This is a genomic window from Paraglaciecola sp. MB-3u-78 (assembly GCF_002835935.1).
Taxonomy (GTDB): Bacteria; Pseudomonadota; Gammaproteobacteria; order Enterobacterales; family Alteromonadaceae; genus Paraglaciecola.
Genome location: NZ_PJCF01000003.1, coordinates 83,426 through 100,787 on the forward strand (window position 1 = coordinate 83,426; position 17,362 = coordinate 100,787).

The window sequence follows — 17,362 nt, forward strand, 5'->3', positions numbered from 1 at the left end:
ATGAAAATGAATTAAAACAATTTTGTAACTATTCAGCCTCATGAAAATATATTTTGACGATCCCAGCGATCGTATTGACTGATCCCGCTAGGATGTCAGACTTGCCTTAATATCACTTTAGTTATTAACCAATGAAGATTGACGGCATTGAAATCGACAGTGTGATCGATTCAACAAAAAAGTTGCTTACAGAGGATAAATCAATTTCGCCGGCCTTAAGAGCGGCAATTGAATTGATCATGCTGGTTGTGTCTTTGCTTGCTAATCGATTAGGACTAAATAGCCAAAACAGCAGTAAACCACCCTCCACAGATTTTGATAGAAAGAAGAATTCAAGGACTAAATCTGACAATCCGGCCGGCGGCCAGAAAGGGCGGGAGGGTAAAACGCTGAGCCCGTTCGAAGAGCCCGATGTAGTCAAGGATATTCCCGTAAACAGGGCGCTATTGCCTCCTGGGAAGTATCGTGATGCTGGCGTCCAGTGTCGTCAAGTGGTTGACATAGAAATATCACGCATGGTCACCGAATACAGAGCGCAAATACTGCTCAACGAAACAGGCAAGAAATTCACAGCTGAGTTTCCACAAGGTGTTAACAGTGCTATCCAATATGGCGATGGCATTAAAGCGCACGCGGTTTACCTGTCACAATATCAATTGCTGCCTTATAAACGTATTGAAGAGTATTTTTCCGATCAACTCAATATTCCGATCAGTGCGGGAACCTTGTTTAACTTCAATCAAAAAGCGTCAGATTTAATTGAGCAAACAGGTGCCGCGGATCGGATCAAAGCCGCACTACGAGCATCACCCGTGCTGCATGTTGATGAAACAGGCGTCAACATTAACGGCAAGCGGCGTTGGTTACATTGTGCCTCATCACTTACCTGGACGTATTTCCATGCCCACGATAAACGTGGGAAAGAGGCCATGGATGCGGCCGAGATACTGCCATGCTTTACGGGCATTCTGTGCCATGACCACTGGAAACCTTACTACAAATATATCCTATGTGAACATTCTCTGTGCAATGCCCATCATTTGAGAGAATTGGAAAGAGCGTGGGAGCAAGACAAGCAGAAATGGGCCAATGAAATGCGTGCACTGCTGACCAAGCTTTGTCAGGACGTGAAGGATAATGACGGTAAGTTAACGCCAGAGTCTGCCCGCGTCGCCAGAGAACAGTACCGTGAAATACTCTTTGAGGGTGATAAGGAGTGTCCGCCACCAAATGAGGAGGACCGACCAGCAGGACAACGGGGTCGTTTAAAACGAACCAAAGCGCGCGCCTTGCTTGAACGGCTCAGAGAATTTGAAAATGATGCGCTTAGATTTATCGAAATAAAAGATGTCCCCTTTACTAACAATCAAGGGGAAAACGATATTCGAATGACAAAAGTACATCAAAAAATATCGGGATGTTTCAGAAGTCAAAACGGTGCGGATATGTTTTGTTTGCTTCGCAGTTACATATCCAGTTGTCGCAAGCAAGATGTTTCAGCAAGTGAGGCGTTGCGACTATTGTTCAAGGGCAGGCTTCCTGACATCTTTTCATCTGCGCGACCTGAATAGTTACACAATTTTTAGCTTTACTTTAATTAGAGCCTTTGAAAGTGGCTCCTGAAAGGGAATCGTCAATATTTCGAAACAATTATCACTAGACTTGAAAATGCCCCAAGTTTTCTAAAATGAATCATTAAAGTGGGGCATCGCAATGCAACAATCTATGGCTGATTAATTGCAAAATTACTTTAATAAACAGTGGTGTATACATCCCCTTTTTTTTTAGTGCTATGATAACCAAAAAAACAACCTTTAAAACATATTAATCAATACTCATGGTCAGCTACTATTGACCTAGCGAATAGCCACAAAAAGAAAATACTTAGACAGGACGAATATGTTTGCTTTTATAGCTCGCCAACCAATATTAGATAGACACAAAGAAGTTTTTGCTTATGAGCTTTTTTTTAGAGATGGTAAAAATAATTGCTATCCAAGTGTAGAAAGAGATGCGGAAACGACTAAGCTCATCGCCAAAAATTATCAAACACTTAATTTAGATGATATCTCTTGCAGCAAAAAATCTTTTATTAATTTCCAACCTGAGACACTGCTCAGTGGCTTGCCAGCTTATCTTAATCCAGAAAATGTGGTAGTGGAGTTAGTTGCTGACCGCAGCGATAATAATAGACTTTTAGATATGTGTAAGCATGTTAAAAAAATGGGTTATAAAGTCGTTTTGGAAGACTCCAGTCTAGAGCCAAGTTGGAATGAGTATCTACCTTTTATTGATATGCTTAAAGTGAATACTAACTTTGAAAATCTTGATTTTTTGTCAAAAAATGTCAATCGATTTATTGATGCGAATGTGCAACTGATTGCAGATAAAGTCGACACACAAGACAGCTTCAGTATTTTTAGTGATATGGGTTTCGATTATTTTCAAGGATACTTCTTCGCTAGACCAATAACGGTATCAAATAAAAATCTACCTACATCCAAACTCACCTTAGTCGAATTAATGGGCGCTAGTTCCAGTGAGTCATTCGATGTAGAAAGTGTTAATAGTGTCATTGAGCACGATGTGGGTTTGTCTTACATGCTTTTGCGATTTATCAATAACCCCGCGATCAACAAACGCTACAAAATCACTTCATTACGACATGCTCTTAATTATATGGGTGAAGTAGAAATTAAGAAGTTTATTGCTTTACTGGCCTTGGCCAATTTAAACGATGATAAACCGTTAGAGTTGCTCCATTTATCTTTGGTGCGAGCAAAATTTTGCGATCTATTAGGTACTGAGCAAAATATCGGCAATAACCCACCTACAGCATTTTTAGTGGGTTTGTTTTCAATGTTGGACGCCTTGCTTGACCAAAAAATGGAGTCGTTGATTGAGAAGTTGCCTTTAGTTGATGAGGTTAAAGAAGCTCTGTGTGGCGGTCAAAATGATTTATCTGTGTATTTGATGTTAGTCAAAGCTTTTGAAAGTGGGAATTGGTTAAAGGTGATCAGAATTTCAAAAATTCTAAACATTGATCAAAAGCTGCTACATAGCTTATTTAACCAAGCTATTCTTTGGGGGAATGGGGTTCGTCAATCTATATCCCCTCACTTTCCAAAGTCTAGAGCTTAGAGCCTAGAGCCTTTCGACAGGACGCAGGAGTTGCATGAACAAGCTGTTAAAAGAACACCTAGTGGTGGCCCAAAACGCATCTGGGAGAAATATGAATGTGCCTTTGTATCGGTTTGTTGGTGAGAAGCCTGGCCCAAAGGTTTATATCCAGAGTTCAATCCACGGTGCCGAAGTTCAAGGTAATGTGGTTATTTATCAACTTATTCAATGGCTTAAAACTCTGCCTATCTGTGGGGAAGTGTTATTGGTTCCCAATTGTAATCCGGTAGGCACCAACATCAAAGCAGGTGAATATACGTTAGGGCGTTTTGACCCTGTTAATGGTACAAATTGGAATCGTGGTTATTACTATGATGATGCTTTTATCCATGAGTTTGCACAAAGCATTGATGATGAAGAGTCTACTGAGTCGATAAAATCTCGTTTTCGACAAAAAATGAAACAACAATTACAAGCTAGATTAAGTGAAACTTGGGGTATCGGTTTAGCCCAACACCTTAATTTAAAGCTGCAACAATTGGCATTTGACGCAGATTATGTTCTGGACTTGCATAATGGCCCCGTATCAACACGGCACATTTACGTACCTGAATATGCTAAGGCTTCCGCTAGCTTGTTTAATATTCCCCATGTTATCTTTATGCCCAATGTGTTTTCAGGCGCCTTGGATGAAGCCACTTTTTGCCCATGGTGGTTGCTAACAGATTTAGTCAGTAGTAAACGTCAACAGCCGATTGATTTTGCAGTTGAGGCATTTACTTTAGAGATGGGTAGTCAAGAGGTGATCAGTTTTCAAAATGGCGAATATGACGCTAAAAGCATTCTGACTTATTTGACTGCCAAGGGATGTTTACCCGAAAGTTCAACGTTACCTGAGCAGATGTCACGCAAGGCCGTCACCCTAAATAACTACAAGACACTTTTTACCCAACAAGGTGGCATAGTGGAATATATCGCCAAACCTGGTGATATAGTTAAAAAAGGCGGAGTACTCGCCAGGGTGCTTAATGTCGATAATTTAGATACAGATAGAGCCACAACAGATATCTTAGCCCCTTGTGATTTGGTGGCTATTTTACATTTCCCCTCCGCCTCTGTGTTAAGCGGCACTCAGCTGTATAAATGTTTTACTGAATATTTCGAGCTGCAATAACAATTCATCTTAATTTCTTCCCTCTATGTAGCGCAGCGCTCGGCGCCCGACGCTCCTTTGTTCTCTGTGGTTAAATTTTTTGTAGTTGAAAAGCCAAAGAACAAGATATTTGAACCATAGAGGGCGCAGAGAGCACAGAGAAAAGCAAAGCTAATTGATTATCCAAATTATGTTCTGACCAAATCCCGAAAGTAAATTGGCTGAGAACGCAACTAGATCACACTTTAAAATGGAAGAGTACAAGTCAAACTTTAGGCAAAACAGTTCCGTTTATTTGGTCGTAAATCAGAGCCGTTTCAACATGGTTGACTTCTTTTCTTGCGGTAATGGCATTAAACACAAAATCTCTTAAATGTTCTGTATCACCCAAACTCGCATGGAGTAAAAAGTCGTTTTCGCCACCCATATGATAAAGGCTTATTACTTCAGGTAATAAAGCCAATTGTTTTTGAAAAGTATCGATTGTTGGGCGACTGTGATCAGAAAGACGAATCGAAATCATCACTTGAATATTGCCACCTAAGGCTTGAAAGTCGACGTTTAACTGTGCGCCTTTAATCACCTGTTCGCTTTGTAATTTCTTAATTCTCTCAAGACATGTAGACGGTGCCAGTCCAACCAATTCAGCTATGTCTTTATTGTTCATTCTGGCGTCTTTGTATAAGGCCGCTAAAATGGCGATGTCTGTTTTATCTAGCGGGCGTTTCGCGATCACGATTCTTTACCTGGACAAAAAGTGCCTAATATTGCCCCTCGTTTTGCACCCGTCACGCTGGCAATACTGCCTTGTATTTTATTAATATGTGCATAGGCGAGCCAAGCAAACGCCATAGCTTCTACCGCATCGGCTTCTACGCCCAGTTCATCTGTGGTGAATAACTCACATTCATGTAGTTCAGATTCGAGTTCTTCTACTAAAAACTCATTTTGAGCTCCACCACCACAGATATACACTTGCTCAACATCTTTAAATTGTAAAACTTGCTTGGCAATTGTGTAGGTGGTCAACATGACTAATGTTGCCTGCACAACCTGTGGATCGATAAGGCGACTCATACTGCTTAGGTTTTGCTGCAACCATGGCAGGTTAAATTGTTCACGGCCGCAACTTTTGGGTGCTGGCGCTGAAAAATACGGATGTTTTTTTAAAAGTTGCAACAACTCAGGATCTGCAGAACACTGAGCCGCCCATTGCCCTTTTTCATCATAATTTTGCCCAGTATGAAGCTTACACCAAACATCTAACAAGGTATTTCCAGGGCCTGTATCGTAACCAATAATGTCATCAGAGTCGTTTTTTGGTAGATAGGTAATATTTGCAATACCACCAATATTGATCACAACCCTTGATTTTTTAGGGCTGGCAAACACGGCTTTGTGAAAAGCCGGTACTAAGGGGGCACCTTGGCCTCCTAAGGCGATGTCTTTTCGCCTAAAGTCGGCGATTACGTCAATGCCTGTTAATGTTGCTAGGGTGTTAGGATCACCAATTTGCAAACTAAAGCTATGTTCACCGAAGGGGTTATGACGAATGGTTTGTCCATGTGAGCCAATTGCTACGATTTGATCGGGGCGAACATAGTTGTCTTTAATCAATTGCAGTGAAGCCTCAGCAAACACCTCAGCCACAGCCCTGTCAGCACGACCTAGTAGTTCTATTTCATTATCGCTGGGTGCGCTCAGTTGGTGTAATTCATCAGATAAAGAAGATGGAAAAGGCATGGTTCGATAATCTAATAGCCTAGGGTGAGAACCAGAGAAATCTACCAGGGCTGCATCAACCCCGTCAATACTGGTTCCAGACATCAATCCTAGATATAGATGTGGCATAGCTGCCCTTAATTCATTGCTAACATAACACGTTTGTTATTATTTAATTGCTGTAATCTGATTGCAGCAATATCAGTAAATTTAACTTTTTCTTTATTTGCTATGGGTTCTGCTTTTGGTAAATTCACGGTGCGTGGGTTGCGATGCACCCCATTGACCAAAAACTCATAATGTAAATGTGGACCAGTAACCCGACCTGAAGAACCAACAGTACCAATGACTTGCCCTTGCTTAACTGTTTGACCTCTTTTTACTGTGCGCTTTGTAAAATGTAGATACTTGGTTACGTATTTTTCACCGTGTTGAATAAATACATGGTGGCCATTGTATTTGTCATAAGCTGCTTTTATTACTTTGCCATCACCAGCAGCCATAACCGGCGTACCTCGATCAGCTGCGTAGTCTACGCCTCTATGTGCTTTCAAGCGTTTTGTTACGGGGTGAATACGGTTTTTCTTAAAACTTGAGCTAATATACCTAAAGTTGACTGGCGCGCGCAAAAAACTCTTGCGCATACTATTGCCTTCAGGAGTGTAAAAATTACCATCATCATAACGAATCGCTGTAAACGCTTCACCATGATTGACAAATTGCGCGGCGACTATGTCGCCATTTTCAATGAACTCGCCATTGATATAATGTTCTTCAAACATCACATAAAAACTATCGCCGGCTCTAAGGCCTAAGGCAAAATCAATATCCCAACCAAAAATACCTGCTACTTGCATGATTTGGTTATCGGTTAAATTGGCCTTCAGACCCGCATTCCAGAAACTGCTGGTGACATCACCCTGAGTATAATTTAGACGGGCATCTACTTCGATGGTTTCAATTTTACTGGTAAAGGTATTGTCTTCACTTTTAGTAACAACTAAGGTGTCTGTGCTTGAAAATGGGTACTGCAATGAGATTAACTGGCTTTGTGGATCTATCTGTAACTCTAATACATCACCTGGCATTATTTTCAGGAGTTTTTTAGCCAGTTTTCCTGCTTTGCTGACACGGTAGGTTTGCTGTGGAGACAACCCGCTGCGTTTGAATATCATGGCCAAATTATCGCCTTTTTTGACAACCACTGACTTCGCTTCATTTATTTCTTCAAGACCAGAAATGTTTTCTACAGGTAAATTATTAAAGTTCACTTCTAGTGCATAACGTTTACCGACTTCTAAAATAGAGGCTGAGTTTTTGTATGCACTGACTGGCTCAGAAGGTAAAAGAAACAAGATCAACATACATCCTGCAACCGCAGACATCACCCATCTGTGGGGTTTAGGCATATTTTTAAAGGTCTTTTTAATCACAGATACAACACAATTATTGATACTTAACTGCAGAATATATGGATTACAACAGATTTTCCAGTTGCAGTTCGGTATTTGTACCGATTATTGGTTGTAGGTAATCACTTTTAGTTACCGTAAAAAATACCTTATCCCTTTCATTGCTTGGGCTTGGCAAGTAAAATATAAAGAATAAGATAAATAAAAGATTTTTAACAAGGTTATAAACATGTCAGATTGGCAAAGTGCGATGGCTGAAATTCAGCGCGGAGCAGAAGAAATATTATTAGAAGATGAGCTTATTGCTAAACTAAAAGAAGGTAAACCATTAAAAATTAAGGCAGGATTCGATCCTACCGCACCTGACTTACATTTAGGTCATACGGTATTAATCAACAAGTTACGTACTTTCCAGCAACTTGGTCATGAAGTAATATTTTTAATTGGCGATTTTACTGGCATGATTGGTGATCCAACCGGTAAAAATGTCACCAGAAAACCGCTGACTAAAGAAGATGTGTTGGCCAACGCTGAAACCTATAAAGAACAAGTATTCAAAATCCTTGACCCAGCAAAAACCACCATTCGTTTTAATTCTCAATGGATGGAAAAATTGGGTGCTGCAGGCATGATAAAACTGGCCTCTAATCAGACGGTAGCGCGAATGTTGGAAAGGGATGATTTCAAAAAACGTTATGCCGGTGGTCAACCTATTGCGATCCATGAATTTCTCTATCCTCTGGTGCAAGGCTGGGACTCAGTTGCATTAGAAGCCGATGTTGAATTGGGTGGCACCGATCAACGATTTAATCTGTTAATGGGCAGAGAGTTACAAAAATCTGAAGGTCAAAGACAACAAACAGTATTGATGATGCCGTTACTTGAAGGGTTGGATGGTGTACAAAAAATGTCTAAATCTTTGGGAAATTATATTGGGATTACCGATGCACCAAACGATATGTTTGGCAAAGTGATGTCTATATCTGATGATTTAATGTGGCGTTATTATGAATTGTTGAGCTTTAAACCTAAAAATGAAATTGCAGCCATTAAACAAAAAGTGGCAGAGGGTGCGAATCCACGAGACACAAAAATAGATTTAGCGAAAGAGTTAATTTCGCGATTTCATAACGAACAGAATGCAGAGTCGGCACATCAAGATTTCATCCAACGTTTTCAGAAAAATGTTGTTCCTGATGAGATGCCAGAATTTGAATTTGTATTGCCTGGCGAAGGATTGATGATCGCTAATGTTTTAAAAGACGCCGGTTTAGTTAACTCGACCTCTGATGCTATGCGAATGATCAAACAAGGTGCAGTTAAGATCGATGGTGACAAAGTCGATAATGCTAAACATCAGTTTACTCAACCTTTACAGGCGGTGTTGCAGATTGGTAAACGCAAATTTGCTCGCATAACCTTTAAATAAGTTTCGAGCCACGAGCTTCGAGCGACGAGCTTAAAGAAAAAGATTGATCCACAGAGATGTTCTCAGAGAAAAGCAAAGACAGCTGCGTTTTCACTGGCGTAATCCCTAATTTGTGCAAACAACAATATCTATTGCAATCGCCTATCCATGGCGATTGAATAATTAAATGGCAGTAATAGTTGGGGAACATAAATTCAAGACAGAAACTATCATGTGGACGCCGCGAAGCTTGCTTTTTTGTCTTTTGCTAGAATCTCGCAACTCGAAAGCTCGCAGCTTAAGCTTTACCGATTGATATTGGGTTTATTCCACGAACGTTTTTTAGCGGGTAAATTCAAGTGACTCAAATGCATATCTAGGGCTTCGACAGAAATATGTATTTCTCTTACTGACAGCCAAAGTGAATACAAGAGTAACACTAGGCTAGCGGCGAATATTGTGCTCCCTATCGTTGGGTATTCAGCATAAATAGCTAACATGGATAATACACATAAGAAAAAGCTCCCCATGCCAGCACCTTGCATATTTTTAATCAATTGAATGCGTGCGCGTAGGCTTTGGATTTGTCCCTGATCATTTTCGTTACTATCACTTATGTCAAAGTTTCTGATGATACTAGCAAGTGCTAAAAAACGGTTGCTATAAGCTAGCAGTAACAACGATATGGCCGGAAACAGCATTGCTGGCGTGGTGAGGGTGATATCCATAAACTGAATTTACCTACTTAATAAACGTTACTTTTCTACAGACAAGCCTGCTTTTAACCAAGCCTGCATATCACCTTCAAGATGGCGAAGGTTTTGGTGACCCTCTTTTTGTAAAGCCTCGGCTGCTTTGCCCGCTCGGTAACCGGAACGGCAATAAAGCACTATGGGTTTTTCCTTGTAAGAGGTCAAAATGGCAGGGTTGTCAATAATGTCACTCAAGGGAACATTTATCGCATTCGGTACATGTCCTTGTTGGAATTCTTCAGGTGTGCGAACGTCTACTATTACCACACTATTTGTATTTGTTTCGAGCAATTCTTGTTGGCTTATGTTGCTGACGTTGGAGCAGTAGGCCGAAAAACTTAGTAAGCTTAATATCCAAAAGGTAACCTGTTTTAACACAATATATTCTCCGTCTTGTTGAGTGAGTTCTGATAGTAAATAGTGGGTTGCAGCCTGTAAAGGATATTAGTAATTAACAAACAGCAATTGATCAGCAGCAATTGACAAGCCAATACAAGTTAGCATTTTGTCATCTAGCGATTAAAAACGACACTGCACACCCCAAAAAATACAAGGTTAACCATACCCATGTTGCTCGATTTATTGCAACCAAAGCTCTGGTGTTATCGGCTAGTATCACTTGTCTGTTTCCACCACATTTTCTAGCGCGTACTTTTTTATGTTCGTAGTAGGCTGGACCACCTAGTTCTATTCCTAAACTTGCTCCACACAGGTTTAAAATAAATAAATGATTACATTGATAGCTAATACGCTGGAATATCGCAGCTGAGCCTTGGCTAATGTTAACCGCTATCACAACACTCAGGCTCGCTAGCTTACTAGGTAACCACTGCAGTATATTAACAACGTAACGAACAGGTTGGCCAAAATGCCTAAACTTAGCTAATTTAGTATTCCAACACAAAGATAATTCGTAGACTAAACGATAGATCAGGGCGCCAACTCCCCCTGTTAGCAGATACCAGAAAATCACTGAACAATACTGATAACTATATCGTAGTAGTAATGACTCGATATTGGCTTTGACCATGCCTAATGGAGACATTTTCTCCGTTTCCCTTCTGACTATTTGTGATAGTGCATGTCGCGCTAACATCTTTTGCTGTTTTGATAACGCAGCGCAGACACGGCGGGTTTGTTTAGGAATATCTTGGAAGCGTAAAGCAACAAGAAGCATTAACCCTTCAAAAAAAATAGGATACTCAGATAAGTATTTAAACACCGCTAAGATAGTACAAAAAGGTAGCAGTAAAACGATACAAGCTAAAGCGCCTGATATTTTTTGCTGCTGAATAGCATTTCGCTCGGGCGAAAGTACTTTAGCCTGCATGCCCATTGCTAAGACTTTTATAAAGCTGATTGGGTGGAATTTGTCAGGCCAAGGTAGGTAACGTTCTACTAAAATAATCAATAACAATACCCAAAATGGCAAAATCTGCTCATTTAATAAGCTATTGATGACACTTTGCATTAGGCTAATTTTGCAATAGTTTGCATCACTAATGTTGCCGAATTTTTAGCCGCTTGATCAAGGTATGCTTGAAAAGAAACCGTCGATGTTTTGCCAGCAATATCAGACAGTGAGCGGATGACCAAAAATGGTGTGCCTAATAAATGGCAACTCTGAGCAATGGCTACACCTTCCATTTCTACCGCACAGACAGAGGGGAAATTTTGCCTAATAACGGCTGCAGCTTCATCACTTCCAACAAAAGAATCTCCGGTACAAATGAGCCCTTGCTGTACTTGTACATCTTTTAGGCTAGTTGCAGCATTAGCAGCATGCTCAAGTAAAACCTTGTCACACTCAAAATATACTGGCATACCTGCGGTTTGACCTAATTCATAACCAAAGTGAGTTAAGTCAGCATCGTGGTGTCGTAATTCATTAGCTATAACAATGTCCCCAATGTTGAGGTGACTTGAAAAACCCCCAGCCGAACCTGTATTTATAACAAAATCAGGAGCGAAATGATGGATCACAACACTAGTTGAAACAGATGCCGCCACTTTACCTATTCCGCATTTGACCAAAGCAACATTGACTTCACCAAGTTTGCCAATATATACAGTAAGATGATTAAAATTTTGTTCTTGACAATTCTCAAGAGATGCACGGATCAAGGTTATTTCTTCATCCATGGCACCTAAAATAGCAATTTTCATATCGTTTTCTTTATTCACAATTAGTTAAGATCAATAGAACCTAAGTCTAATACGTCTGCTAGTGTTATAAAACAACTCAAAGGTTTGAACTTCGAGTAAATCAAAAATAATACATTATATTGCTGAAAGTTCGACAACCTTATTATCAACTTTAGGTGAGCTATGAAACGCTTCAGTATTTTACTAATAGCTATGATGTTTATTGGTTGTCAGGCGGTTCCAAAAATATCGGTTAGTCATAAAACGTTGCTGTATGATCAAGGGTTTGCAGGATTTGAAAGTGTCATTGTAGAAAGTGAAACAGAAATTTTCGAATTGAATGATGAAGCTAAAGCCTTTGCTAAATCAGCGATAAAAGGCGTATTTAAACCCAAAAAACAAATTCAAGCACTGGTGCAACAGGTTTTTTCTCGTTCAGATTTAAATTTATTGTATCGAGCTGAAGCGAACACCGTCGCCAATCAAACCTTTCACAATAGAGCTGCCAACTGCCTTTCAATGTCAATTATGACTTATGCTTTAGCTAAGGAGCTAGGTTTTAGTGTGCGATTTCAAGATATTGAAATTCCAGAGTACTGGACAATGAGAGAAGGGCAAAGTTTGCTAAATGGGCATATTAATTTGCAGATATTACCCCCTTCTAGTCGGGAGCATATTCAATTTTTCACACGAGGCTTTGAAGTCGATTTTGATGCACAAGCTACCCGACAGCATTTCCCTAAAACACTGCTTAAGCTTAATCAAGTTGTCGCCATGTTTCATAATAACAAAGGTGCAGATGCACTAATAAAAAAAGACTACGTAAAAGCATATGCTTATTTTCGATCTGCTTTTTTGCAATCCCCTGACCTGTCTTCTGTTCTGGCGAACTTAGGTTATTTGTATCGACTCACAGGTCACTATGAGCTTGCTGAAAGAACCTACCTGCGAGCCATCAAACAAGATAAAAACAACTTAACTGCTTGGCGTAATTTATCTTATTTATATCGATATATGGGCCATGATGAAAAAGCCAACGATATTGTGGATCGGGTTACACGTAAACGTGCCGATAATCCCTTTTTTCATATTAATATGGGCGATAAAGCGTTTGAAAAACAACAATGGCGAATTGCGCTAAAGCATTATCAACAAGCTTTAAAGTTAGATAAAAGTACTCACGAAGTATTCTTTGGGTTAGGTAAAACTTATTTTGAATTAGGTAATATTCAACGCAGTTATCATTATTTGAAGCTTGCTAAAAAAAAATCAAGAACTCAACAGGAACAGGCCGCATACCAAGGGAAAATTGACATGTTAGTAACCCTTAAATCAGGATAAACCCGCTGTTTATTACGTTGAATTAACTAGCAGTTATTCCTTATAACAGCTATGTTAATATAATGTTAATTTACTGGTGGAGTGCATCCAATGCAGCTAACTTCATGTATCCAGAATGCTCTAATTATACTCGTTATCTCTTTGTCTTTTTGTGCATGTCAGTCTACTAGCGTCTATGTCACTCCATCTGAGTCATTGTTATACGATCAAGGCTTTGTTGGTTTTTCGGAAATCCAGATAGAGTCAGAACAGGACATTTTTACATTAGATGACAAAGCTAAAGCATTTTTAAAATCAACAATTAAACCAATGACAAATAAAATTGATCAAATGGAAGCATTGGTGCGAGGCATCTTTGATCGCTCAAATCTCAATTTACTTTATCAGGGCGATGCCAACAACACCGCCAATGAGACCTTTCATTCTCGTGCAGCAAATTGTTTGTCGATGTCTATCATGACTTATGCAATGGCAACTGAAGCGGGCTTTTACATTGACTTTCAGGAAATTATGATCCCTGAATTTTGGACAAGAAAGGCGGGTTTTAGCTTGTTAAATGGGCATATCAATTTAAAAATGTTTGCTCCCCATGATCCAAGTGTTTTCATGCTTAACAAGCGCAGTTTTCAGGTTGATTTCGACCCCCAATCATCAAGAAGTGGACTGCCAAAAAAAATCGTGAGTAAACAAGCTGTAATGGCAATGTTTTATAATAATAAAGGTGCCGATGCTTTGTTGCGAAAAGATTATACCTACGCTTACGCCTATTTTCGCGAAGCTCTATTACTTGACCCTGATTTTGATTCAGGATGGGTGAATCTTGGCATTTTGTATCGATTAAGTGGGTACGTTAACCAGGCTGAAAAAACCTACCAACATGCATTGGGGCTGAACTCTGATAGTTTAACTGCTTGGGAAAATTTGGCTTATTTGTATACGTTTACCGGGCGAGAAGGAGAAGCTGAGGAGATTTTGGCGAAAGTTGAATCTAAGCGAAACAGCAATCCTTATTACCATGTAAATTTAGGTGAACAAGAGATGGAGCAAGAACATTGGGATCAAGCTTTGGGGCATTTTCGAAGAGCTTTGGCTTTAGATAGAAGTAAGCATGAGGTGTATTTCGGACTGGCTCGAGCCTATTTCGAAATTGGTGAGTTGCAACAAAGCAAACGATATCTTAAACAAGCCAAAAATAAAGCGAATAATCGTCAAGATGAAGACAAGTATCAACACAAACTAGACTTTCTACGTAATTTTTAAATATTTGATTCATGCATGAGTTTTGCATTTTTGCTGCACAAGCCGCCTAATTAGGTTCCCAGGCGGCTATTCTTATCAGGTGTTAGATTAAGCGACACCTAACTCTTCAAGGCGCTCTTTCAGGTAACTTTTGGCTGTGTATGTTTCAGACAACACGACTTCCGGATTGGGATGCAAAAACAGTGGTAAAGAAACACGTGCTTTTGTTTGATCGCTACCTTGTGGGTTGACAACCCTGTGAGTCGTTGAAGGAAAATACCCACCTGATGCTTCTTGAAGCATGTCGCCAATATTGACAATTAAATTACCAAAATCGCAGGGCACGTCTATCCATGAATCATCTGTACCTTTCACTTGTAAACCAGGTTCATTGGCTGATGGTAATAATGTGAGCAAGTTAATATCTTCATGGGCAGCAGCGCGTATTGCATCTGGCTCTTCAGAGCCATCTAAAGGCGGGTAATGCAAAATACGTAGCAGGGTTTGTTCACTATCGGTCACCATACTTGACAGCGATTGTGTGAATTTAGCTGACACTTCTGGTGGTGAATACTTCTCAACCCATCCCAGTAACTCTGAAGCTAATGCATTGGTGTCTCGATAATAATCTGCTATTTCTTGCTTTAATGCATCTGGGCAACGTCCCCAGGGATAGAAGTGAAAATATTCTTTAATATCTTTTTTCTTAAAGCCTTTTGCCGTTTCAGATATTTCCGTCGAAAAAAAACCATCGTGAGTCTCTTTATTAAACGAATATTGATTTTTTTCTTCGCTATTAAAAAAAGCCTGCCAGCGATCATAAATACTACTGACTCTGTCTTGACTAATAGGGTGGTTTTTCAAGACACCAAAGCCAGTTTTATGCAAAGACTCTACAAAAAGTTTGTCGGCATTGGGCGCTTTGTAATCCACTGCAACTAGTTCCATCATTTTTCTCTCTCAATATAAATTTGTTTAAAGGCTAAGATAAAAACCGGCTAAGGCAGCGCTCATAAAATTAGCCAACGTGGCTGCTAATACTGTTTTCAATCCTAACTGAGCAATTTCTTTTCGTCTATTTGGGGCCAATGCCCCTATGCCACCCATTAATATTGCAATAGACGAGAAGTTTGCAAATCCGCAGAGGGCAAATATCACTATTGCTTGAGAATGGGGTGACAACTCGTTTTGATTTTGTAAGAAATCTAGGTAAGCGACAAACTCATTAACGACTATTTTTTGGCCAAGAAAACTACCGGCAATATTCGCCTCTACCCAAGGTATTCCAAGCGCCCAAGCAATAGGCTGGAAAAGATACCCAAGAATGACCTGAAAACTCAATGCTTCTGTACCAAATAATCCCCCTGCCCAACCAATTAAACCATTGAGTAAGGCAATCAACCCAATAAAGGCTAATAACATCGCGCCTACGTTTAATGCTAGGTGTAAACCTGATGCAGCGCCACTGGCCGCAGCATCAAAAATGTTGGCATACTCATTGTCTTTATTTTCTTGTTCACTGAGCTCATTATTAAATTTTTCCGTTTCTGGAATAATAATTTTAGCCATCAACAAACCACCCGGGGCTGCCATAAAACTGGCAGCCAGAAGATACTCGATATTCACCCCCATCTGTGCATAACCTGCCATTACCGAACCTGCGATAGAAGCTAAACCTCCTACCATGACTGCAAATAACTCGGAGCGGGTTAAGTTCGGGATAAAAGGCTTAATGACCAGTGGCGCTTCGGTTTGACCAACAAAAATATTAGCGGCTGCTGACATTGATTCAGGACGACTGGTTTTTAAGAAAAACTGTAAAAAACCGCCTATTGTGCGAATGATTATATTCATGATCTTAAGATGATACAAAACCGAAATCAGTGACGAGAAAAACACAATGACCGGCAACACGTTAAAGGCAAAGATAAACCCCATGGACTTATCGCCCATTGGACCAAAAATAAAATTAATCCCGTCCTGACTGTAATTAATAATATTTTGAACATAAATGGTTAATGTTAATAAAAATTCTTTTCCAGGCGGAAAATATAATACCAACGCACCTACCGAAGCTTGAATTGCAAATGCACCACCCACAGTGCGCCAGTTAATGGCTTTTTTGTGGGCTGAAAATAGAAATGCAATAAATAGCATTAATGCAACGCCAATTAGACTAACCATACTTTTTCCTTTTTCTTATTATTATTTGAGCAGCATGCACTTGGAAGTTACAGCAAGCTTTGTTGAATATGAGATTTAATCACATCGAGTGCAATCCGGTTTTTACCGCCTTGAGTGACAATCACATCAGCAGTAAAGCGGCTGGGTGAAATGAATTGGTGATACATAGGTTTAACAGTTGACTCGTATTGGTTAGCCACAGACTCTAGGGTACGGCCTCTTTCGGCAATGTCTCTTTTCATTCTGCGTAATAAACAAATATCCAAGGGCGTATCGACAAATATTTTAATATCAAATAAAGGCTGCAAGGCCTCATTTGCTAACAACATAATTCCCTCGATGATAATGACGGGTGCTGAAATCAAGTGTTCCGTTTGCTCGAGACGAGTATGAGTCTTGTAACAATAATGAGGATATTCGATCGCTTTCCAGTTTATTAATGCTTCTAAATGGTCAACTAATAACTCATGTTCAAATGCTTTTGGGTGATCATAATTATTTTTTTCACGTTCAGACATGGGTAAATGATCTTGAGAGCGGTAATAGTGATCTTCCCTGAGAATTTGTACAGGTTTGCCATCATCAGAAAACTCTTTTAATAAATTCTCAGTAAACAAAGACTTACCAGAACCAGATGCGCCTGAAATGGCAATAACTAAAGGGGTAGACATACCAAACCGTTTCTTAAATAAGTAAATTGGTACGAAAGATACCAGTGAACTTGCTAAAAGTCAGTCCACAATGTAGATTTTTACACTTGACCTCTTGGTCAGGTTTGTAAGCTTTATGTTAAAACATGTTGCGAACTTGTGTGATTTTGACGAAGAAATGCGACAGTTTGATGAATTTACACCAACACTGTTACGACCGTAATAAAAGTGTCATA

16 protein-coding genes are annotated in these 17,362 nt (G+C 39.8%); 6 read left to right on the top strand and 10 right to left on the bottom strand.

Annotation, left to right across the window (positions count from 1 at the left end):
* The first annotated feature begins 131 nt into the window (after positions 1-131).
* The 3 genes from CXF95_RS04215 to CXF95_RS04225 all read left to right on the top strand — a co-directional run bounded on the left by CXF95_RS04215 (position 132) and on the right by CXF95_RS04225 (position 4,294).
* Positions 132-1,571: an IS66 family transposase gene (locus CXF95_RS04215; protein WP_101197042.1), complete on the top strand. Its 1,440-nt coding sequence runs from the start codon at positions 132-134 to the stop codon at positions 1,569-1,571.
* Positions 1,572-1,899: 328 nt separating this feature from the next.
* Entirely contained in the window at positions 1,900-3,141 is a 1,242-nt protein-coding gene (locus CXF95_RS04220; protein ID WP_101197535.1) for an EAL and HDOD domain-containing protein, read from the top strand.
* A 34-nt stretch (positions 3,142-3,175) separates the two neighbouring features.
* Complete coding sequence (locus tag CXF95_RS04225; RefSeq protein ID WP_101197536.1) at positions 3,176-4,294, top strand: succinylglutamate desuccinylase/aspartoacylase family protein; 1,119 nt, start codon at positions 3,176-3,178, stop codon at positions 4,292-4,294.
* A 244-nt stretch (positions 4,295-4,538) separates the two neighbouring features.
* Here the strand turns inward: CXF95_RS04225 and CXF95_RS04230 are convergent, their stop codons facing one another.
* The 3 genes from CXF95_RS04230 to CXF95_RS04240 are packed head-to-tail and all read right to left on the bottom strand — an operon-like array spanning position 4,539 to position 7,428.
* Positions 4,539-5,006 (bottom strand): Lrp/AsnC family transcriptional regulator, encoded by a 468-nt coding sequence (locus CXF95_RS04230; RefSeq protein WP_101197950.1) that lies wholly within the window; start codon positions 5,004-5,006, stop codon positions 4,539-4,541.
* Positions 5,006-6,124, bottom strand: coding sequence for an anhydro-N-acetylmuramic acid kinase (locus tag CXF95_RS04235; RefSeq protein WP_101197537.1), 1,119 nt, complete (start codon positions 6,122-6,124; stop codon positions 5,006-5,008). Before CXF95_RS04235 ends, CXF95_RS04230 begins: the two co-directional genes overlap by 1 nt.
* Positions 6,125-6,132: 8 nt before the next feature.
* Positions 6,133-7,428: a peptidoglycan DD-metalloendopeptidase family protein gene (locus CXF95_RS04240; RefSeq protein WP_101197538.1), complete on the bottom strand. Its 1,296-nt coding sequence runs from the start codon at positions 7,426-7,428 to the stop codon at positions 6,133-6,135.
* Between the two features lie 208 nt (positions 7,429-7,636).
* On the opposite strand from CXF95_RS04240, the gene tyrS reads away from it, so the two are divergent.
* Positions 7,637-8,836, top strand: a complete 1,200-nt coding sequence (gene tyrS / locus CXF95_RS04245; protein ID WP_101197539.1) for a tyrosine--tRNA ligase — start codon at positions 7,637-7,639, stop codon at positions 8,834-8,836.
* A gap of 284 nt (positions 8,837-9,120) precedes the next feature.
* Here the strand turns inward: tyrS and CXF95_RS04250 are convergent, their stop codons facing one another.
* The 4 genes from CXF95_RS04250 to CXF95_RS04265 form a co-directional block, all read right to left on the bottom strand.
* Positions 9,121-9,543, bottom strand: a complete 423-nt coding sequence (locus CXF95_RS04250; RefSeq protein WP_101197540.1) for a DUF2721 domain-containing protein — start codon at positions 9,541-9,543, stop codon at positions 9,121-9,123.
* A 27-nt stretch (positions 9,544-9,570) separates the two neighbouring features.
* Positions 9,571-9,945 carry a rhodanese-like domain-containing protein gene (locus tag CXF95_RS04255; RefSeq protein WP_101197541.1) on the bottom strand — a complete coding sequence of 125 codons (375 nt, stop codon included), beginning with the start codon at positions 9,943-9,945 and terminating at the stop codon, positions 9,571-9,573.
* Positions 9,946-10,075: 130 nt separating this feature from the next.
* On the bottom strand, positions 10,076-11,038 hold the full coding sequence (locus CXF95_RS04260; RefSeq protein ID WP_101197542.1) for a cobalamin biosynthesis protein: 963 nt from the start codon (positions 11,036-11,038) through the stop codon (positions 10,076-10,078).
* Positions 11,038-11,733: a 5'-methylthioadenosine/adenosylhomocysteine nucleosidase gene (locus CXF95_RS04265; RefSeq protein ID WP_101197543.1), complete on the bottom strand. Its 696-nt coding sequence runs from the start codon at positions 11,731-11,733 to the stop codon at positions 11,038-11,040. The genes CXF95_RS04260 and CXF95_RS04265 overlap by 1 nt, the downstream gene beginning before the upstream one ends.
* Positions 11,734-11,895: 162 nt before the next feature.
* Here CXF95_RS04265 and CXF95_RS04270 point away from each other — a divergent pair, with 162 nt between their 5' ends.
* Together CXF95_RS04270 and CXF95_RS04275 are read left to right on the top strand one after the other, a co-directional pair.
* Positions 11,896-13,053, top strand: coding sequence for a tetratricopeptide repeat protein (locus CXF95_RS04270; protein ID WP_101197544.1), 1,158 nt, complete (start codon positions 11,896-11,898; stop codon positions 13,051-13,053).
* A 90-nt stretch (positions 13,054-13,143) separates the two neighbouring features.
* Positions 13,144-14,313: a tetratricopeptide repeat protein gene (locus CXF95_RS04275; protein WP_101197545.1), complete on the top strand. Its 1,170-nt coding sequence runs from the start codon at positions 13,144-13,146 to the stop codon at positions 14,311-14,313.
* Positions 14,314-14,400: 87 nt separating this feature from the next.
* On the opposite strand, the gene CXF95_RS04280 is transcribed toward CXF95_RS04275, so the two are convergent.
* The 3 genes from CXF95_RS04280 to udk are packed head-to-tail and all read right to left on the bottom strand — an operon-like array spanning position 14,401 to position 17,147.
* The gene (locus CXF95_RS04280) at positions 14,401-15,240 is read right to left on the bottom strand and encodes a 2OG-Fe(II) oxygenase family protein (RefSeq protein ID WP_101197546.1); all 840 of its coding nucleotides are present in this window, start codon (positions 15,238-15,240) and stop codon (positions 14,401-14,403) included.
* A gap of 27 nt (positions 15,241-15,267) precedes the next feature.
* Positions 15,268-16,476: a NupC/NupG family nucleoside CNT transporter gene (locus CXF95_RS04285; protein WP_101197547.1), complete on the bottom strand. Its 1,209-nt coding sequence runs from the start codon at positions 16,474-16,476 to the stop codon at positions 15,268-15,270.
* 47 nt (positions 16,477-16,523) lie between these two features.
* Complete coding sequence (gene udk, locus CXF95_RS04290) at positions 16,524-17,147, bottom strand: uridine kinase (RefSeq protein ID WP_101197548.1); 624 nt, start codon at positions 17,145-17,147, stop codon at positions 16,524-16,526.
* Positions 17,148-17,362 lie beyond the last annotated feature (215 nt).